At 65.7% G+C, this 17710-nt stretch carries 10 protein-coding genes; 6 read left to right on the forward strand and 4 right to left on the reverse strand.

Annotation, left to right across the window (positions count from 1 at the left end; all coding sequences use genetic code 11):
- Nucleotides 1–93: 93 nt before the first annotated feature.
- The gene (locus BMX85_RS25910) at nucleotides 94–615 is read right to left on the reverse strand and encodes an Lrp/AsnC family transcriptional regulator (RefSeq protein ID WP_090325644.1); all 522 of its coding nucleotides are present in this window, start codon (nucleotides 613–615) and stop codon (nucleotides 94–96) included.
- Nucleotides 616–740: 125 nt separating this feature from the next.
- Here BMX85_RS25910 and hppD point away from each other — a divergent pair, with 125 nt between their 5' ends.
- Both hppD and BMX85_RS25920 read left to right on the forward strand, forming a co-directional pair.
- A complete protein-coding gene (hppD, locus tag BMX85_RS25915) occupies nucleotides 741–1871 on the forward strand; it encodes a 4-hydroxyphenylpyruvate dioxygenase (RefSeq protein WP_090325647.1) in 1131 nt (376 codons plus the stop codon).
- A 128-nt stretch (nucleotides 1872–1999) separates the two neighbouring features.
- Nucleotides 2000–5575, forward strand: coding sequence for an indolepyruvate ferredoxin oxidoreductase family protein (locus tag BMX85_RS25920; protein WP_090325649.1), 3576 nt, complete (start codon nucleotides 2000–2002; stop codon nucleotides 5573–5575).
- Nucleotides 5576–5679: 104 nt separating this feature from the next.
- Here the strand turns inward: BMX85_RS25920 and BMX85_RS25925 are convergent, their stop codons facing one another.
- Together BMX85_RS25925 and BMX85_RS25930 are read right to left on the reverse strand one after the other, a co-directional pair.
- Nucleotides 5680–8313 carry a molybdopterin-containing oxidoreductase family protein gene (locus tag BMX85_RS25925; protein WP_090325651.1) on the reverse strand — a complete coding sequence of 878 codons (2634 nt, stop codon included), beginning with the start codon at nucleotides 8311–8313 and terminating at the stop codon, nucleotides 5680–5682.
- Between the two features lies 1 nt (nucleotide 8314).
- Entirely contained in the window at nucleotides 8315–9046 is a 732-nt protein-coding gene (locus tag BMX85_RS25930) for a 4Fe-4S dicluster domain-containing protein (protein ID WP_177196889.1), read from the reverse strand.
- Between the two features lie 170 nt (nucleotides 9047–9216).
- Between BMX85_RS25930 and BMX85_RS25935 the strand changes: the two genes are divergently transcribed.
- Nucleotides 9217–11910, forward strand: a complete 2694-nt coding sequence (locus BMX85_RS25935) for a TonB-dependent receptor plug domain-containing protein (RefSeq protein WP_229210671.1) — start codon at nucleotides 9217–9219, stop codon at nucleotides 11908–11910.
- Between the two features lie 47 nt (nucleotides 11911–11957).
- Here the strand turns inward: BMX85_RS25935 and BMX85_RS25940 are convergent, their stop codons facing one another.
- Nucleotides 11958–13169, reverse strand: a complete 1212-nt coding sequence (locus tag BMX85_RS25940; protein WP_090325657.1) for an MFS transporter — start codon at nucleotides 13167–13169, stop codon at nucleotides 11958–11960.
- A 104-nt stretch (nucleotides 13170–13273) separates the two neighbouring features.
- On the opposite strand from BMX85_RS25940, the gene BMX85_RS25945 reads away from it, so the two are divergent.
- The 3 genes from BMX85_RS25945 (at nucleotide 13274) to BMX85_RS25955 (ending at nucleotide 17618) form a co-directional block, all read left to right on the forward strand.
- On the forward strand, nucleotides 13274–14185 hold the full coding sequence (locus tag BMX85_RS25945; protein ID WP_090325659.1) for a LysR family transcriptional regulator: 912 nt from the start codon (nucleotides 13274–13276) through the stop codon (nucleotides 14183–14185).
- A 60-nt stretch (nucleotides 14186–14245) separates the two neighbouring features.
- Entirely contained in the window at nucleotides 14246–15754 is a 1509-nt protein-coding gene (locus BMX85_RS25950) for a S41 family peptidase (RefSeq protein WP_090325661.1), read from the forward strand.
- An 82-nt stretch (nucleotides 15755–15836) separates the two neighbouring features.
- The gene (locus tag BMX85_RS25955; protein ID WP_090325663.1) at nucleotides 15837–17618 is read left to right on the forward strand and encodes a M14 family metallopeptidase; all 1782 of its coding nucleotides are present in this window, start codon (nucleotides 15837–15839) and stop codon (nucleotides 17616–17618) included.
- Nucleotides 17619–17710: the final 92 nt, after the last annotated feature.

Below are 17710 nucleotides of genomic sequence, written 5' to 3' on the forward strand. Positions count from 1 at the left end.
ATGAGTCATCGTGCCGCCCGATGGCATGAGAGATCGGGCGAGCGGAATAAATCCGGGTCTATCGGGATATATTCATTTTTGCCGCTGTGACGACTATACGAGCGGCAGGGCGGTCGTGTCCTTGATGCGCTGCAGGGCGAAGCTCGATTTCACGTCCAGCACCGCCGGGTGGCGCAACAACGTCGCCATCATGAAGCGCGAGAAGTGGTCCATGTCCTCGACGTGCACGCGCAGCAGGTAATCCATCTCCCCCGTCATCGCGTAGCAGGCCACCACCTCCGGCCACTGCTCGACCGACACCGCGAAATCGGCGCGCGGCGAGGCCGGCGCGTTCTGCGCGCCCAGCGCGCGCGCGTTGCTGTGCGCGGCCGCGTCGCTGTGCTTTTCCAGCCGCACGTTCACATACGCCAGCAACCCCAGGCCGATCTTGTCCGGGTCCAGCAGCGCCACGTACTGGCGGATCACGCCCGCTTCCTCGAGCCGCTTGATGCGGCGCAGGCACGGCGACGGCGACAGCGCGACCAGCTCGGCCACGTCCTGGTTCGACAGCCGGCCGTCGGCCTGCAAGATGGACAGAATCTTACGGTCGGTTTTATCCAGCGCAATTTTGGTCATAAATCCCTCGATAATTCAGTGTTGAGGCAATATTATTGCTCAAAATGGCTGCGGGCGCGAATTGTTTGCAATTTAATGCCCGGAGGGCGGGACTATACTGGCGCTATTCTAACGAGGAGACACGCATGCAATTCCAGCCTTGGGACAACCCGATGGGAACCGACGGTTTCGAGTTTGTCGAATACGCCGCCCCCGATCCGAAAGCGCTCGGCGCGCTGTTCGAACGCATGGGCTTCACCGCCATCGCCCGCCACCGGCACAAAGACGTGACGTTGTACCGCCAGGGCGGCATCAACTTCATCATCAACGCCGAGCAGGATTCGTTCGCCCAACGCTTTGCGCGCCACCACGGCCCGTCCGTGTGCGCGATCGCCATCCGCGTGCAGGACGCGGCGGCCGCCTACAAGCGCGCGCTCGACCTGGGCGCCTGGGGCTTCGACAACAAGACCGGCCCGATGGAGCTCAACATCCCCGCCATCAAGGGCGTGGGCGACTCGCTGATCTATCTGGTCGACCGCTGGCGCGGCAAAAACAGCGGCGATAACGGGGCCGAACCCGGTTCCATCGGCGACATCAGCATCTACGACGTCGATTTCGTCGCCATCCCGGGCGCCGACGCCAACCCGGTCGGCAACGGCCTGACCTACATCGACCACCTGACCAACAACGTCCATCGCGGCCGCATGAAGGAATGGGCGGACTTCTACGAGAAGATGTTCAACTTCCGCGAGGTGCGCTACTTCGACATCGAGGGCAAGCTGACCGGCCTGAAGTCGAAGGCGATGACCTCCCCGTGCGGCAAGGTGCGCATCCCGATCAACGAATCGTCGGACGACAAATCGCAGATCGCCGAGTACCTCGACGAATACCACGGCGAGGGCATCCAGCACATCGCGCTGGGCACCGACGACATCTACACGTCGATCGAGAAGATGAAGACGACCGGCATCGCCTTCCAGGACACCATCGAGACTTACTATGAGCTGGTCAACCGCCGCCTGCCGGGCCATGGCGAGCGCCTGGAAGACCTGCGCCGCCTGCGCATCCTGATCGATGGCCACAGCAACGAGAACGAGCGCGAACTGCTGCTGCAGATCTTCACGCAGAACGTCATCGGCCCGATCTTCTTCGAGATCATCCAGCGCAAGGGCGACCAGGGCTTCGGCGAGGGCAATTTCCGGGCGTTGTTCGAATCGATCGAATTGGATCAGATCAAGCGCGGCGTGCTGCAAGACCCGAGCAAAACGCCCGCATAAGGCCTATAGTAGTCGAAACGTAGCAAAAACCGCCGGTAGCACCGCATAGAACGGAGCACCGGCAATCGCGCGGCAGGGCCTATCCGGTCCTGCCGCGTTCAGTATTTCAGAGAATATTGGAGACATTAATGAACGCACCTCACAAGGGTACGCTGCTGGACCCGGGCGCCCACTCGGACGAAATTTCGCTGGACGACAAATGGACGCTGGAGCGCGGCCGCGCCTTCATGACCGGCACCCAGGCGCTGATCCGCCTGCCGATGATGCAGCGCGAACGCGACCTCAAGGCGGGCCTCAACACCGCCGGCTATATCACCGGCTATCGCGGCTCGCCCGTCACCAGCGTCGACATGACGGCGATGAAGGCCAAGAAGTACCTCGACGCCCACCACGTCAAATTCCATCCCGGGATGAACGAAGACCTGGCCGCGACGGCGGTGTGGGGCACGCAGCAGACCAACCTTTTCAAGGACGCCAAATACGACGGCGTCTTCTCCATGTGGTACGGCAAAGGCCCCGGCGTCGACCGCTGCGGCGACGTCTTCAAACACGCCAACAACGCCGGCTCGGCGCGGCACGGCGGCGTGCTGGTACTGGCCGGCGACGACCATGCGGCCAAATCCTCGTCCACCGCCCACCAGTCGGACCACATTCTCAACGCCTGCGGCATTCCGGTGCTGTATCCGTCGTCGGTGCAGGAGTACATCGACTACGGCCTGCACGCCTGGGCCATGAGCCGCTACACCGGCCTGTGGGTGTCGATGAAGTGCGTGACCGACATCATCGAGTCCGGCGCCGTGGTGGACTTCGACCCGGACCGCGTGCAGATCGAACTGCCGACCGACTTCGAACTACCGGCCGGCGGCCTCAATATCCGCTGGCCCGACACCGTGCTCGATATGGAAGTGCGGATGAACAGCTACAAGTGGTACGCCGCGCTGGCCTATGCGCGCGCCAACAAGCTCAATAAAATCATCTGGGACAGCCCGAAGCCGAAGATCGGCATCATCACCGCCGGCAAATCCTACCTGGACACGCGCCAGGCGCTGGCCGACCTGGGCATCGACGAGCAGGCCGCCGCCGACATCGGCATCCGCCTGTACAAGATCGGCATGACCTGGCCGCTGGAGGCCGACGGCGTGCACGAATTCGCCAAGGGCCTCGACGAGATCCTGGTGGTGGAGGAGAAGCGCCAGATCCTCGAGTATGCGCTCAAGGAGGAGCTCTACAACTTGCCCGACGGCCAGCGTCCGCGCGTGGTCGGCAAGTTCGACGACACCGGCGAATGGAGCAACAAGGGCAAGACCGGCCACGGCGACTGGCTGCTGCCGGCCACCTATGAACTCAATCCGGCGCAGATCGCGCGCGCGATCGCCTCGCGCATCGCCCACTACTGCGACGGCCATCCGGTCGCCGAGCGCGTCAAGCAGCGCGTCGCCTTCCTCGAGGCCAAGGAGCTGGCGCTCAAGACGCTGCCGACCAAGGCCAATCCGGACACCGACCGCACGCCGTACTTCTGCTCCGGCTGCCCGCACAATTCGTCGACCAAGGTGCCGGAAGGCTCGCGCGCGCTGGCCGGCATCGGCTGCCACTACATGGTGCTGTGGATGGACCGCGAAACGTCGACCTTCACGCACATGGGCGCCGAGGGCGTGACGTGGGTCGGCCAGGCGCCGTTCACCAACGAGAAGCACGTCTTCACCAACCTGGGCGACGGCACCTACTTCCACTCCGGGATCTTGGCGATCCGCGCGGCGGTGGCGGCCAAGGTCAACATCACCTACAAGATCCTGTTCAACGACGCCGTCGCCATGACCGGTGGCCAGGCCTTCGACGGACCGCTCGATCCGGGCATGATCTCGCGCCAGATCGCGGCCGAAGGCGTGACGCCGATCATCGTCGTCACCGACGAGCCGGAGAAATACCCGTCCGATTACAAATGGGCGGAAGGCGTCACCGTGCGCCACCGCAGCGAATTGATGGACGTGCAGCGCGAACTGCGCGACAAGCCGGGCGTGTCGGCGATGATCTACGACCAGACCTGCGCCTCCGAGAAGCGCCGCCGCCGGAAGCGCAACGAGTATCCGGATCCGGCCAAGCGCGCCGTCATCAACGAGGCCGTGTGCGAAGGCTGCGGCGATTGCTCGGTGCAGTCGAACTGCCTGTCGGTCGAGCCGCTGGAGACGGAGCTGGGGCGCAAGCGCCAGATCAACCAGTCGTCGTGCAACAAGGACTTCTCGTGCACCACAGGCTTCTGTCCGAGTTTCGTGACGGTCGAAGGCGGGGCGCTGAAGAAGCCGAAGAAGGCGGCCACCGGCGACGCTCCTGCCGCCGTGCTGCCGATGCCGTCGCTGCCGTCGACCGACACGCCGTACGGCATCCTGATCACCGGTATCGGCGGCACCGGCGTGGTCACCGTCGGCCAGATCCTGGCCGTGGCGGCGCACATCGAAGGCAAGGGCGCCATCGTGCTGGACATGAGCGGACTGGCGCAAAAGGGCGGTCCGGTAATGTCGCACGTGCGCCTGGCCGACAACCAGGCCGATTTGCACTCCACCCGCGTCGGCACCGGCAGCGCCGACCTGGTGATCGGCTGCGACTTGATCGTCACCGCCAGCCGCGACGCCCTGTCGCGCATGGGCGAGGGCCGCACGCACGCGATGATCAACTCCACCGGTTCGTCGACCGCCGCCTTCGTCAAGAATCCGGACTGGCAGTTCCCGGACGCCGGCTCGCGCGGCGAGATCGTGCGCGCCTGCGGCGGCGACCACGTGGACTTCGTCGACGCCGGCCAGATCGCCACCGCGCTGATGGGGGACTCGATCGCCACCAATATGTTCATGCTGGGCTACGCGTTCCAGAAGGGCCATGTGCCGTTGAGCGAAGCGTCGATCATCAAGGCGATCGAATTGAACGCGATCTCGGTCAACTTCAACAAGGCCGCCTTCCACTGGGGCCGCACGGCCGCGCATGATCTGGGTTCGGTCACCAAACTGACCACGCCGGCGAAGGTGATCGAGTTCAAACGCATCCAGACCGTGGACGATATCGTCAACCGCCGCGTCGAGCTCCTGACCGCGTACCAGAACGCCGATTATGCGCAACAGTACAAGGCGTTCGTCGACCAGGTGCGCGCCGAGGAAGCAAAGCTGGGCAAGTCGACGCGCCTGAGCGAGGCCGTGGCGCGCTACTACTACAAGCTGATGGCGTACAAGGACGAGTATGAAGTCGCGCGCCTTTACACCGACGGCGCGTTCCAGCAGAAGATCGCCGGCATGTTCGACGGCGACATCAAGCTCAAGTTCCACCTGGCGCCGCCGCTGATGGCCAAGCACGACGCGCAGGGCCGCTTGATCAAGCAGGAATTCGGTCCGTGGATGATGAAGGCGTTCGGCGTGCTGGCCAAGTTCAAAGGCTTGCGCGGCACGGCGCTGGACGTCTTCGGTTACACGGCCGAACGCAAGATGGAGCGCGCGTTGATCGGCGAGTACCGCCAGACGGTGGCCTCGCTGCTGCCGAAGCTGACGGCGGAGAACCTGGCGCAGGCGGTGGCCATCGCCAGCATCCCGGAGGATATCCGCGGGTACGGCCATGTGAAGGAGCGCCACCTGAAGTCGGCCAAGCAGAAGGAGGCGACGTTGTTGGCCGCTTTCGGCCAGCCGGTCGCGCCGCTGCCTGTCGAGGGCCGCACGCACGCCGCCTGACGCGCCGTTTGAATTGCTAAAACACGTTTAAAAGCGTCTGAAACACGTATGGCCGATTACGGCATCCCGCCTAATCTGCCCTACGTGGATCACGTGTCATGCAGCTATACCTTCCGCAACGAGCAAACGGTATCGAACCACGCCTGCATGCCCACCAGCGGCTGCGGATTGATCGGCAGCAGCGCGTTGATGTTGACGCCGTTTCCCTTGCCGCCGTTCTTCTCGTCCCACCACACTCCCGCATTCAGATCGTCCAGCGCCGGCGCAGGGCCGTAGCCCTTGGCCGCGTCGGGTGCGATGCCGCGCGCGGCCACCTCGACCCGGCGCCCGCTGCGCCCTTCGCTGGCGCGTCCACCGCTGATCCAGCCCACCGAATTCGATACCGCCACCACGCGCGGGTGGATGCCGCGCGTGACGAACACACGCATCCGCGCCGATCCGATCTTTTCGCCGGTCCCCTTGTACGCCTGCTGGTCCGCCTGGTCGGCCGGCCCGGAACGCGGCCTGTAGGTGGTCAGCTCCACCATGTCACCGCTTTTCAGGCCCAGCTTCCTGGCCGTGACGGCGTTGATCCACATCGGATTGTCGTGCACGATCTCGGTCAGGTATTTTTGCGACGCGGTGCGCGCCTGCGTATGCACATTCCACTTGAACGAGGTCAGGATGAAGCGGTCCGCCGGCAGGTTGCGGTGGGATGGAATCTGCGCGAACGTCGGCAGCCCGTCGTCGACGATGCCCAGCGTTTTGGCCACCTGCGTGATTTCGGGCGCGTGCACCTCGAACTTGCGCGATGGGGTGGTGAAGCCGCGCACCGCCGCGTCGCTGATCCGCACGCCCACGGCGACCTCCTTGCCTTTGTCGTTGGCCCGGTAGATCACGCCGGTGCCGGCATCGGTGCGACTGCCGTCCAGCTGCTTCTCATTCAGCGGCTTTTGGTAGACCTGGTAAGGCTTCGGTTGCGAACGGTCGACGTAGACGCCATAGTGCTTCATATACTCGAAGCCGTCCTTGAATTGCCGGCCGTCCGGCCCAGTCGTCGGCAGCTTGGCGCACTGCGCGCGCACGAAGTCCTCGTGGCCGCCGAACTGGAAGTACTTGGCTTGCTCGGGAGCGAGCCGGCGGCCGATCTCGAACAGCACGTCGGCGAAGCTGCGCGCCTCGCCCGGCGGTGGCGTCAGCGGCTGGCGCAGCGCGACGTAGTGCGTCAGTTCCAGGTTGTTGCGGATATCTATGCCCCAGCGTTCCAGGTAGGTGGCGTCGGGCAGGATCAGGTCCGCATAGTGCGCCATCTCCGAATAGACCACGTCCGAGCAGGCGTGGAACGGGATCAGCTTCTCGTCGAGCAGCACTTCGACGGTGGTGCTGCGGCCCTCGGGCCAGGTCATCGGCGAGCCCAGTGTATAGCTGATGTAGACGTCCAGCTTTGCGCGGCCCTGGCGCAGGTAGTCGTAGACGATCTGGCCGACCTTCATCTTCTGCCAGCGGTTCGCCAGCGGCCATTCCGGCGGGTCCTCCAGGTCGGTGCGGATCTTCGGCGCCGGTGGCACCGGTTGCGGTTGCGGGTAGCGCGCGGCCGACAGTTTTTCATCGAGCCCATAGCAATAGCCGCCCGGCTTGGCGATCGAGCCGACCAGCGCGTTGAGCATCACCACTGCGCGTTCGGCGTTGAAGCCGTTGTAGTGGGCGCCGGTGCCACGGTTGGTGAAGGCGGCGACGGCCGGCCGCTGGCGCGCGAACTCCAGTGCCAGGCGCTCGATGTCGCGCGCGGCGATGCCGGACAGCTTGGCCGCCCACGCCGGCGTGCAGGTGGCCAGCCAGGCGCGCATCGTTTCTAGCCCGGGCTGGACGAATTTGGCGACGAAGTCGTGGTCGATTTCATTTTCGCGGATGATCACGTGCGCCATCGCCAGCGCGACGGCACCCTCGGTGCCGGGGAAGGGCTGGTGCCATTCGTCGCTGCGGCCGGCCGTATTGGACAGGCGCACGTCGAAGGTGACCAGCTTGGCGCCGTGGTCGAAGCGCGCCTTGACCACCCGGCTGACCAGATGCAGGCCGCCCTGGTGGGCCTCGTAGAAATTGGCGCCGAAGTTGAGGAAGTATTTGCAGCGTTCGGCGTCGATCGATTCCCAGTCGGTCTCGCCGAGCGAGACGTAGTTGGCGGCGCGCTTGTTGGACGAGCACAGCGCCCGGTGGTTCAACTGCACCGGCGTGCCGATCGCGCCCAGGAAGCGGTTGATTTCGGCGTCGATGCGCGAACGGCCCTGGTGCAGCGCGACCCGCTCCGGATGGCCGCCGGCGATGCTGGCCTTGATCCGCTCGGCCACTTCGGTGTAGGCCTGCTCCCAGCTGATGCGCTGCCATTTGCCCTCGCCGCGCGCGCCCACCCGCTTCAACGGGTAGAGCAGCCGCTCCGGATAGTCGTTGATCGTCGGTCCCGACTGGCCCTTGGCGCAGGTCATGTGGCTGCCCATGTTCGGGTCGAGCGGATTGCCGCGAATTTTGATCACCTTGCCGTCCTGGACGAAGGCTTCGATGCCGCACACCGTCGAGCAGTTCAGGCATACGCTGGTGATGCGCTTGGCGCTGCGGTAGTCGTTCTTGATCTTGCGCCGGCCGCCGTCGGCCACGGGCCGGTAGTTCATGGCGCTGGCGGCGTTGGGCGTGAGCAGGATGGTCTCGCCCAAGCCCAGTGTGGCCATCGAGCCGATACCGCTTTTGATGAATCCACGACGGTCCATGTCAGCCTCCCCTTGGCTTGTTGGCGCGCGGCGCGGCCGGCGGGAACTCGGACTTGAGCTGGTCCCAGGTCTCTACCTCGTACGAGAACGGGTCGTGGCTGCGGCCTTTTGGGATCTTGCGTTCCATCGCGCGCGGCACCACGCCGCCCAGCCCCCGGTACTGCACCAGCGGCCGGGTTTTTTCCTCCGGCTTGAGGGGCGCCGTCTGCGCGCGGTGTCTGGCGTGGAACAGACTGACCTTGCTGGCCGGGTCGTTCAGGTCGCCGAACGCGAAGACCTCGGCCGGACAAACTTCCACGCAGGCCGGCTCCATGTCGGCGGCCAGCCGGTGCGAACAGAAATCGCACTTGTCGGCCACTTCGGCGACCGGGTCGATGTGGATCGCGCCGTACGGGCAGGCCTTGATGCAGTCGCGGCTACGGTCGCAGACCGCGTCGTCGATGCGCACGATGCCATCGTCGCCGCGCGTGATCGCGTCGGTGGGGCAGGCGTCCAGGCAGGGCGCGTCCTCGCACTGCATGCACAGCGTCGGCAGGAAGGCGCGCTTGGTCGTGGGCTGCTGGTTGTAAGGATTGAGCGCGGCGAAATCGTAGTAATACACCTTGGTGCGGAAGTGGCCGAGCGAGACGGAGTTCTCGACCTTGCAGGCGACCGAACAGGCGTGGCAGCCGATGCAGCGTTCGAGATCGATGGCCATGCCCCATTTGGGGCCGGCGCTGGCGGATGTGGTCATGAATGTCTCCGGTGGGATGCGCTGGGCGCAATAGGCACGATTGTAGAACAGTGGCGCGGCGGTTACGGCGCATGCACCAAAATAACGCATAAGCTTGCGCGGATTCGTTCGTTCATTTCCGGTCCGGTGGTTGATAGGATGGCATCCCCATCTCTTACCGGATCACTTCAGTGCAAACACAATTTAAATTGAATCCGCTGGCGGCAGGCGCTATCGCGCTGCTGTGCGGCGCTGCCGGCTCGTCGAGCGCGCAGGTGGCGGGCTCGGAAACCCTGAGCCCGCCCGCAGTCGTTGTCACCGGTTCGCGCATTCCGCGCGCCAGCCTGGAAGGGCCGTCATCGGTCACCGTCATCACCGGCGACGACATCACCAAGCAGGGTTACCGCAACGTCTTCGACGCCTTGAGCAACCAGGCGCAAAACAGCGGCTTCACGCAGGGCGCCGACTACGGCAACACTTTCACGCCGTCGGCCAACACCATCAGCCTGCGCGGCCTGGGGCCGAACCACACGCTGGTGCTGCTCAACGGCCGCCGCATGGCGGACTTCCCGATCGCCTATGAAGGCACGGTCAACTTCACCAACCTGGCCAACATCCCGTCGAGCGTCGTCGACCGCATCGAGATCCTCAGCGGCGGCGCGTCGGCCGTCTACGGCTCGGACGCGATCGCGGGGGTGGTCAACATCATCCTGAAAAAACAGGCGGAAGGTTACGACATCAACCTGAAGGCCGGCGGCACCTCGCGCGGCGGCGGCGGCGGCCAGCGCCTGCAGTTCACCGGCGGCCATACCTTCGACAAGCTCAATACGCTGTTCAGCGTCGAACTGCTCGAGCGCGATCCGCTGTGGAGCCGCGACCGCGATTTCATGAGCACCCGCACGGGCGTGGCGCCGACCTCGATCCTGGGCCGGCGCAACGTCAGCAGCGGGCGCTATGTCGATCTGGGCGACGCCTGCGCCGGCCTGGGCGACGTCTTCAACGGCAGCGCCGTCAAGTACACCGCCAGGACCGGCAGCTACTGCGCCAGTCCCAACGTCGGTCCCACCTACTGGACCACGCAGACCAAAAACAGCAGCCAGAACGTCTTCGGCAGCGCCAACTACGAGCTCTCGCCCACCACCACGTTGTTCATCGAGGGACTGTATGGCCAGAACCGCAGCTCCAACAACACGCGCGGTCCGTCGTGGACCTCGCGCTCGCTCACCGACGCCTATTTCGTCAACCAGAACACCGGCAACTACGAGGCGTGGAACAAATACATCTCGCCGGAGGAGATGGGCGGCGTCGATCGCTACAACCGCACCTGGGACGACCAGGCCAGTTCGTTGTCGTTCGGCGCCAAGGGGCAGCTCGCCGGCAACTGGCAGTACGAGGCGGCCTACACGGCGTCGCTCTACAAGAGCCAGGCCAAGGCGCCGCGCGCGCTGGCCAATATCGACAGCTTCTTCCTCGGCCCGCAACTGGGCGTCGACGCCGACGGCGTTGCGATCTTCGCGCCCGACCAGTCGCGCCTGACGCGCCGTTTGACGCCGGCCGAATTCGACAGCATCACCGGCTTCACGCACAGCGACGACAAGTCATGGACCAATACCCTGAGCTTGTCCGCCAACGGCGAGGCGTTCGCGCTGCCGGCCGGCCCGGTCAGGCTGGCGACGGTGGCGGAGGTGGGCAAGCAGGGCTTCTCCAACCGTCCCGATGAACGCATCAACCAGGGCTACTTCAACCTGGCGCCGCCGGCCGACGTCACCGCCGGCACCCGCAAGCGCTACGCGCTGGGCGTGGAGGCCAACGTGCCGCTGCTGCAGCAGTTGTCGGCCACGCTGGCCGGCCGCTACGACCATTACAGCTACGCCGGCCGGGGCGAGGGCAAGGCCACCTATAACGGCGGCCTGGAATGGCGTCCCGCCAAGCAGGTGCTGGTGCGCGGTAACTACGCCACCAGCTTCCGCGCGCCGGACATGAACTATATCTTCAAGGCGCGCGGCACCGGCTACTACTCGTCGACCACCGACTACTACCGCTGCGCGAAGGCCGGCCAGCCGGTGGCCGATTGCGAGTTCGCCAACGTCTCGCCGGGATCGGACTATGTGCAGAACGGCAGCAAGGATCTGCGCGCGGAGCGGGGCCGTTCGACGGGCCTCGGCCTGGTATGGTCGCCGAGCGCCGACTTCGACGTGTCGCTCGACTACTGGAACATCAAGATCGACGATCTGGTGACCAACCTGAGCGCCGACAAGCTGCTGCGCGACGAATCGGATTGCCGCATGGCCGGCGACCTGACCTCGCCGACGTGCGCCGATGCCATCGCCCGCATCGAACGCAATCCGGTCACGGCGCTCAACAAGCCGGGCGAGATCCGCCAGATCACGGTCAATCCGATCAACGCCTCATCCACCAGCGTGAACGGCATCGATGTCAGCGTCAAGCATGTGCTGCGCACTGCGGGCTGGGGGGTGTTGGTCTCGAAGCTGAATTATTCGAAGACGCTGGACAAGAAATCGCGCCAGTTCTCCGGCGATCCGCTGAACGACGATCTGCATGATTTGACCAACCCCGATTGGCGCGACAAGCTCAATGCCAGCGTGACGTGGAATCTTGAAAAGTGGTCGAACACGCTGTTCCTGCAGCGCTACAGCAAGGTGCCCAATGGCGCGGGGGAGGCGTACCTGACGCCGACGACGTTGGTCAATGCCAGCGTGGTGTATCGTTTGAATCCGCAGACCACCGTGTCGGTGGCGGTCAACAACCTGTTCAACAAGGTCAAGAGCGACACCAGCGGCGGTTGGCCGTATTATCCGGTCGGCAGTTACAGCCCGGTCGGACGTCAGGGATGGGTGGAACTGAACTACCACTTCGGTTCCTGACGCATGGGCGGCGCAGCCTAAGCCACGGTGCGCCGCCCCACCCCTCATTAAGCCGCCTTGCGCTGTTCGGCGCCATGCCCCGCATACTCCGTCACCCAGTACCCCAGCGCCAGGACCGGGAAGGCCATGCCGGTCAGCAACGCCGCGTGCCAGCCGTGCGTGGCGAACATCCAGCCGCCCAGCGCCGAACCGAGCGCGCCACCGGCGAAAAACAGCGCGAAATACACGCCGTTCAAACGGCTGCGCACCTCCGCGCCCAAGGTGAAGATGGCGCGCTGGCCGAGCACCAGGTTGGCCGCCACGCCCATATCGAGCACGATCGAGGCCACCACCAGCATCGCCAGGCCGGCGTTGCGCGATTCCGGCGCGATCATCGGCAGCGCGAAACCCACCACCCCCAGCGCCAGCGCGGCGGCCGTCGCCATCAGGGTATGTCCGGCGTCGGCCAGCCGCCCGGCGATCGGCGAGGCCACCGCGCCGGCCATGCCGACCAGCGCGAAGATGGCGATGCCGGTTTGCGACAGGTGGAACTGCGGGCCGGCCAGCATCAGCGGCGTGACGGTCCAGAATAAACTGAACGATCCAAACAGGCCGGCGTGGTACGCGGCGCGGCGGCGCAGCAGCGGCGTGCGCAGGAACAGGTGCCACAGGGACGCCATCAGCGCCGGATAGGTGATGTTCGACGCCGGCACGCGCAGCGGCAGTTCGGCGCGCAGCACCAGCGCCACGGCCAGCACGACCAGCGCGGCGCCGCCGAAGACCACGTGCCAGTTGCTGGCGTCGGCCACCAGGCTGGCGACCGGGCGCGCCAGCATGATCCCCAGCAGCAGGCCGCTGACCACCTTGCCCACCGTGTGGCCGCGCGTCGATTCTTTCGACAGGTGCGCGGCGAATGGCACGATGATCTGCGCGGCCACCGATCCCAGGCCGATGCCCAGCGCGGCCGTCAAAAACATCCACGCGCTGGTGCTGAACGCGGCCAGCACCAGCATCGCCGATGTGAACAGCAGGCCGCTGAAGATCAGGCGGCGGTTTTCCAGCAGGTCGCCCAGAGGAACGACGAACAGCAGGCCGATGGTGTAGCCGATCTGCGTCAGCGTCACGACCAGGCCGGCCGCCTGCGCCGACAGGCCGGTGGCGGCGCTGATCGGGCCGACCAGCGTTTGCGCGTAATACAGGTTGGCGACGATCAGGCCCGTGGCGGCGGCCAGTAACAGCACCATGCCGGGGCTGATGTCGTGTTCCGAAGGTTTGTTCATGATGGCTCCATCAGTGGAATGTCGATGAGCCCAGTGTAGGCAAAACGCGGCCTAAGATAATTAGGGCATAATGCCCTCATACTTTTCACTTTATATGAACAATCATGGATCGTTTGAAGGCCATGCAGGTGTTTGTGCGCATCGTCGAGGCCAATAGCTACACCAAGGCGGCCGAAACGCTGGACCTGCCGCGCGCCGCGCTGACGGCGACGATCAACAAACTGGAGGCGTTTCTCGGCACCCGGCTGCTGCAGCGGACCACGCGCCGCCTGTCGCTCACGCCCGATGGCGCCGACTATTTCAAGAAATGCCTCGACATCCTGCAGGCGGTGGACGACGCCGAGGGCGCCTTCCGGGGCCAGAGCGCCGCCAGGCCCAAAGGCCGGCTGCGGGTGGAACTGCCCGGCGCCGTCGGCCGCCATCTGGTGATGCCGCATGTGGGCGATTTTTGCCGCGACTATCCGGACATCGATCTGGTCATCTCGCTGAGCGAACAAGTGAAGGATTTGACGCGCGAAGGGCTCGATTGCTCGCTGCGCGTGGGCGACCTGCAGGATTCGTCGATGATCGGCCGGCGCATCGGCAGCATGGCGTTCCTGACGTGCGCCTCGCCGGCCTACCTGGCCGCCCACGGCGTGCCGCATACGTTGGAGGACCTGCACGCGCATCGCGGCGTGACGCATTTTTCCGGCCGCACCGGCCGTCCGTTCGACTGGGATTTCGTCGCCGACGGCCGCGTGGTGACGATACCGGTGCGCGGCGCCATCGCCGTCAACGATCCGGACGCCTACATCATCTGCGCGCTGCAGGACATGGGCCTGATCCAGGCGGCGCGCTACCAGGTGCGCCACCACCTGGCCAGCGGCGCGCTGGTCGAGGTGCTGCACGGGATGCCGCCGACGCCGATGCCGATCTCGCTGCTGTATCCGCAGGGGCGCATGGCGTCGCCGCGCCTGGGCGTGTTCGCGGCCTGGATCGCGGCGCTGTTCCGCGACGATCCGGATCTGCAAGCCTGAGTTGCAAAAAAAGGTAGCCATTATCGCTACCTTCATCGCGGCCGCGACTATAATACGCGGATGAAAAAATACCACCCACTGTCTGCCGCCCCTCTGTTGTTGCTCGCTTTGCTCTCCGGCTGCGGTGGTGGTGGTGGCGGTGGTGGCGCCGCCGCCGCCGCGCCGGCGGCGGGAGTCACGCCGGCCACCCCGGCCACGCCGCCGGTGTCCACCGCTTCCGACTGGACCGTGCTGGCCAACCGCTGCGAGAATCCGCGGCCCGGCACCGTCGATGTGCGGGGATCCTTGATGGACGAACTGAATTGGCTGCGGTCCTTCTACGGCGAGACCTATCTGTGGTACCGCGAATTGCCAACCAACCTGCGGCTGGAAAACTACACGCGCGCCGTCGATTTCTTCGCCGTCTATAAAACCTCCGCCGTGACCAACTCCGGCCTGCCGAAAGATCGCTTCCACTTCACCTATCCAACGGAAGTGTGGGACGCGTCATCCACCTCCGGTTCGGAAGTCGGCTACGGCATCTCGTGGGTGGTGAACGACAGCGGGTCCGATTGGCGCGTGGCGACGGTCGCGCCGGCATCGCCGGCGGCGCTGGCCGGCGTGCAGCGCGGCGACACGCTGTGGTCCGTCGACGGCGTGCCCCTGACCGACAACAGCGGCGCCGCCGTCAACCGCATCAACGCCGGGCTATTCCCCGCCACCGTGGGCCAGCACCACCAGCTGACGTTGACGCGCCCCGCCGGGGGCCTCGCGATCAGCCTGACGGCGCAACAGGTGACCAGCCCACCGGTCCAAAACGTCAAGACCATCGACACGCCGACCGGCAAGGTCGGCTACCTGCAGTTCGACGACCACAACCAGGTCTCCGAGAGCGAGCTGGCGAAGGCGTTCACCACCCTGAAGTCGGCCGGCGTTGTCGATCTGGTGCTCGACATGCGCTACAACGGCGGCGGCTACCTGGCCGTGGCCAGCGAGTTGGCATACATGATCGCCGGGCCGGAAGCGTCAAGCGGCAAGGCCTTCGAACGGCTGCAATTCAATGACAAAACGCCGCCGCAGGCGCCGCAGCCTTTCCTCGACAAGGCGTTCGGCTTCAAGGGCTCGGAGCTGGCCGGCGGCGCCGCGCTGCCGTATCTGGGCCTGAAGCGCGTCACCATCCTGACCACGCCGGGCACCTGCTCGGCCAGCGAATCGCTGATCAACGGCCTGCGCGGCATCGACGTCGAGGTCAACCTGATCGGCGGCGAGACCTGCGGCAAACCCTATGGCTTTGTGCCGGCGGATAACTGCGGCACCACCTACTTCGCGATCCAGCTGCAGGGCGCCAACCACAAGGGCTTCGGCGACTACGCCGACGGTTTCCAGCCGACCTGCCGGGTGGGCGACGATTTCGGTCGCGCCCTGGGCGACAGCTCCGAGCGGCTGCTGTCGACGGCGCTGAGCTACCGCGCCAACGGCATTTGCCCGGCGCAGCCACTGATGAGCCGTGCGCGCTCGGCCAGCGTTGGCTCCGGCGCCATGAAGCTGGTCCGCCCCCGGGCCAAGGAAATAGCGATCCGCGATCGCTAGCGCGCAAAGCCGACTATAATTTCCAGCGTATCCGGTGCCGGCGCAGGCACCGGTCGATCAACCCCACGCTGGAAGTTCGTCCATGATCCGTTCCGCCATACTGTTTGCCTTTGCCGCCACCACCGTCACCACCACCGGCGCCGCGCCGGCCGCCACGCCTTCGTCTCCCCTGAGCACCATCGCCGAGCGATCCGGCTTCCAGAACACCGGCCGTTACGACGAGGTGGCCGCGCTGTGCGCGCGCTTCCAGAAGGCGTATCCGAAGCAGGTGCGGTGCTTCGAATTCGGCCGCACGCCGGAAGGGCGCCCGATGCTGGCGCTGGCCGTCTCGCGCACCGGCGCGTTGACCGCCGAGCAGGCGAAAAAGCGCGGCCTGCCGGTGCTGCTGGTGCAGGGCGGCATCCACGCCGGCGAGATCGACGGCAAGGACGCGGGCTTCCTGGCGCTGCGCGAGGCGCTGGAGAACAAGGCCGCGCCGGGCGCGCTGGACAAGCAGGTGCTGTTGTTCGTCCCCGTGTTCAACGTCGACGGCCATGAGCGCTTCGGCAAGTGGAACCGGCCGAACCAGCGCGGCCCGGTCGAAATGGGCTGGCGCACCACGGCGCAGAATTACAACCTCAATCGCGACTACGTCAAGGCCGACGCGCCGGAGATGCAGTCGATGCTGGCGCTGGTGAACGCCTGGGACCCGCTGGCCTACATCGACCTGCACGTGACCGACGGCGCCAAGTTCCAGCCGGACGTCTCGATCCAGGTCGAGCCGGTGCACGGCGGCGACGAGGAGTTGAAGCAGGCCGGCCTGGCGCTGCGCACCGCCGTGATGGCGGACCTCGCGGCGCAGGGCTCGGACCCCAAGCCGTACTACATCTCGTTCGCGGTCAACGACGATCCGACGTCCGGCTTTGTCGACAGCATGCCGGCGCCGCGTTTTTCGACCGGCTATTTCCCGATGCGTAACCGCTTCGCGATGCTGGTCGAGACGCATTCGTGGAAGGACTATCCGACCCGCGTGCGCATCACGCGCAACACCATCGTCTCGCTGCTGTCGCAGGTCGGCGCGAATGGCCAGCAGTGGCTTAAGGCGGCGCGCGAGGCGGACGCGCGCGCGGTGGCCCTGGGCGGCGCCGAGGTGCCGCTCAGCTACCGCACCACCTACAACAGCAAAACCATCCAGTTCCCCGGCTACGAATACACGCGCGCCCATTCGGAGGTGTCGGGCGGGCTGATGACGCACTACGACGAAAGCAAGCCGCAGGTGTGGACCCTGCCGCTGCGCGACGAGATCGTGCCCGACCTGCGGGTGGCCGCGCCGAGGGGCGGCTACCTGGTGCCGCTGGCCGACGCGCCGAGGGTGGCGGCCAAGCTGAAACAGCACGGCATCGCCTTCAAGGTGCTGGGCGCGGACCAGATGGCGGCGGAGGTGGAGACCTTCCGCGCCAGCAAAACCAAATTCGGCGCGCAGTCGTTCGAAGGCCGGCAATCGCTGGCGGTGGAAGGCGACTGGGGCCGCGAGCGCCGCAGCGTGGCCAAGGGCTCGCTGTTCGTGCCGATCGCGCAGCCCAAGGCGCGCCTGGTGATGACGATGCTCGAGCCGCGCGGCGCCGATTCGCTGCTGGCCTGGGGCGAGTTCAATAACGCCTTCGAGCGCAAGGAGTACATGGAGGAGTATGTGGCCGAGGATGTCGCGCGCGAGCAGCTCGAAGCCGATCCGGCGCTGCGCGCCGAGTTCCAGAAAAAGCTCGACACCGACGCGGAGTTCAACAAGAGCCAACAGGCGCGCCTGGAGTTCTTCGCGCGCCGCCATTCGTCGTGGGACGAGCGCTTCAACCTGTACCCGGTGATGCGCACGGCGCAGAAGTTTTAAGCAGGGAGGGGGCGGTAGGCGGGAGACCGGCGAAAGAGACGAGTTCCCGCCCGTAGGGACTTGGGCTCGCGCCTCGCAGGCGCAGCCCATCA

The sequence above is a fragment of the Duganella sp. CF517 genome, from assembly GCF_900110275.1.
GTDB lineage: Bacteria > Pseudomonadota > Gammaproteobacteria > Burkholderiales > Burkholderiaceae_D > Rugamonas.